Genomic DNA, 2,140 nt, shown 5'->3' on the forward strand with positions numbered 1-2,140 from the left:
ATAAAAAAGTGGCGCAAAGCTACTGAAATTTAAACCAATAACGTAAACATAAAGGATTCTGAAATATGAATATGCAAACCAATGCAACGACGTTCGTGCTGGAAAATCAAGTCGACACCGCCTTTTTACAGTCATTCAGTGATGCTTGGAATAACCATGATATCGAAGCGTTAATGTCGTTCATGACTGAAGATTGTGTGTTCCATACTGTGGCTGGTGAAGGCTTAGTTGGAAACACTATCGAAGGGTACGAAGCGGTTCGAAATAGCTTTGAATTGGTTTGGCAGAATTTTCCAGACGCCGCTTGGAGTGACCCTGTCCACTTTGTGTGCGGTGATCGTGCTGTGAGTGAATCAACGTTTTCTGCTACGAACCCAGATGGCAGCATTATCGAAGCTCGCATGGTCGACGTGTTTACCCTGAAAGATGGAAAAATCAGCGTAAAAAATGCCTTCCGTAAAACACGACCTCTTTTGACTCCCACAAGCTAGACACGAAATCGCAACCCGTTCACGTGTTATAACTAGGAGAGTCGAATTATGAGTTTAGTAATGGAACAACCGGCTGCCGATGTGCAGCCAAAGGTGAAAAGCACCAAAGCACAAGAAAGTACACAAGCAAAAGATAGATACGATCCAAAGTACGATCCATTGAAGGATAAAACGCCAGGTCATGGTAAAGAATACGCCCCAACGTATTGGGTAGATACTGCAGGTGCCCCACCTGAAGATGATGGCCCAATCACATCGGACATGGATGTCGATGTGGCGATCATCGGTTCAGGCTTTACTGGCCTAAGCACTGCGATACACCTTGCTGAGATGTATGGCATTAAAGCGACAGTGATTGAAGCGAACCGTTCAAGCTGGGGATGCAGCACTCGAAACGGTGGTCAAGCGCAGTGTGCCTCAGGGCGTTTGAAGCGTTCACAATGGATTGAACGCTGGGGCCTCGAAACGGCGCTAAAAATGCACCGCGAATGTGTCGATGGCATGGAAACCTTCAAGTCACTGATCAAAGACATCGATTGTGACCCACAACCTGGCGGTCATTTATATGTTGCTCACCGTCCAAAAGTGATGGCAACACTCGAGAAAGAAGCCAAGTTGTTGCGCGACACGTTTGACTACGATGCGCAGATCTTAGATGCAGAAACCGTAAAGCGTGATTACGTTGGAGACCAAGAAGCAGCAGGCGCGATGCATGAGCCAGAAGGGATTGGCATTCATGCAGGGAAGTTGGCGTTTGGTTATCTAAGAAAGGCACGAGCACTCGGCGTTAAAGTTCATCCATCGAGTCCAGTTATGGGCTGGGAGACTCGTGGCGGTGTGCATTACCTGAAAACGCCTGGTGGTGTTGTTAAAGCGCGTTCTGTCGGTGTTTGTACGGGTGGGTATACCAGTCAAGGCTTGCATTCAGAGCTTAAAAACCGCCTGTTGCCAGTACTGTCTAACTCAATGGTCACACGTCCGCTAACTCAAGAAGAAATCGCCGCGTGTAATTTCAAAACTAATCAAGTGATTACTGATACTCGAATTCTGCGTCACTACTACCGTTTGTTACCGGATAACCGAGTACAGATAGGTACACGCAGTGCTATCAGTGGCAAGAACGCACCTGAAAAGAAATATGAAGACATGTTGAGAGCGGACCTTACTCGGAAATTCCCGTCTCTCGATCAGATCAAAATCGATTATTCATGGTGGGGTTGGGTGGACGTCAGCCACGACATGATGCCGAGGATTTATCAACCGAATCCAAAACAATCCATCTTCTACGCCCTTGGCTATGGCGGTAATGGCGTGATGTATTCCGCTCAAGCGGGTAAGCGTCTTGCTCAGTGGATTGCAGGCGAAGGTCACACGCTCGACCTACCAATATTTGAATCAAAACTTCCGTTCCCCAACGTGAGGGAAGTGGTGGAATCAGAGATGTTTGCGCCATTTCGAAGAATGGGGCAGCGGTTCCTTTATCAGTGGTATTCGTTAAAGGATGAAAGGCTGTAACTACCCGAACATTGTTTCCAAAATAGGGAAATAGAACTACGACCAGGAAAGTTGTACCAGGTCACCTTGTGAGCAAAGTACAGGCAGGAAGTCTGTATGAAAGGAAAGGTTAAGACTATGAAATTTATTAAAAA

2 protein-coding genes are annotated in these 2,140 nt (G+C 46.7%); both read left to right on the forward strand.

Annotation, left to right across the window (positions count from 1 at the left end):
- Positions 1–65 precede the first annotated feature (65 nt).
- Positions 66–491, forward strand: coding sequence for a nuclear transport factor 2 family protein (locus BCT81_RS26585; protein WP_102426407.1), 426 nt, complete (start codon positions 66–68; stop codon positions 489–491).
- A 48-nt stretch (positions 492–539) separates the two neighbouring features.
- Complete coding sequence (locus BCT81_RS26590) at positions 540–2,006, forward strand: FAD-binding oxidoreductase (protein ID WP_102426408.1); 1,467 nt, start codon at positions 540–542, stop codon at positions 2,004–2,006.
- Positions 2,007–2,140 lie beyond the last annotated feature (134 nt).

Source organism: Vibrio sp. 10N.261.52.A1, from assembly GCF_002876325.1.
GTDB classification, from domain to species: Bacteria; Pseudomonadota; Gammaproteobacteria; order Enterobacterales; family Vibrionaceae; genus Vibrio; species Vibrio chagasii.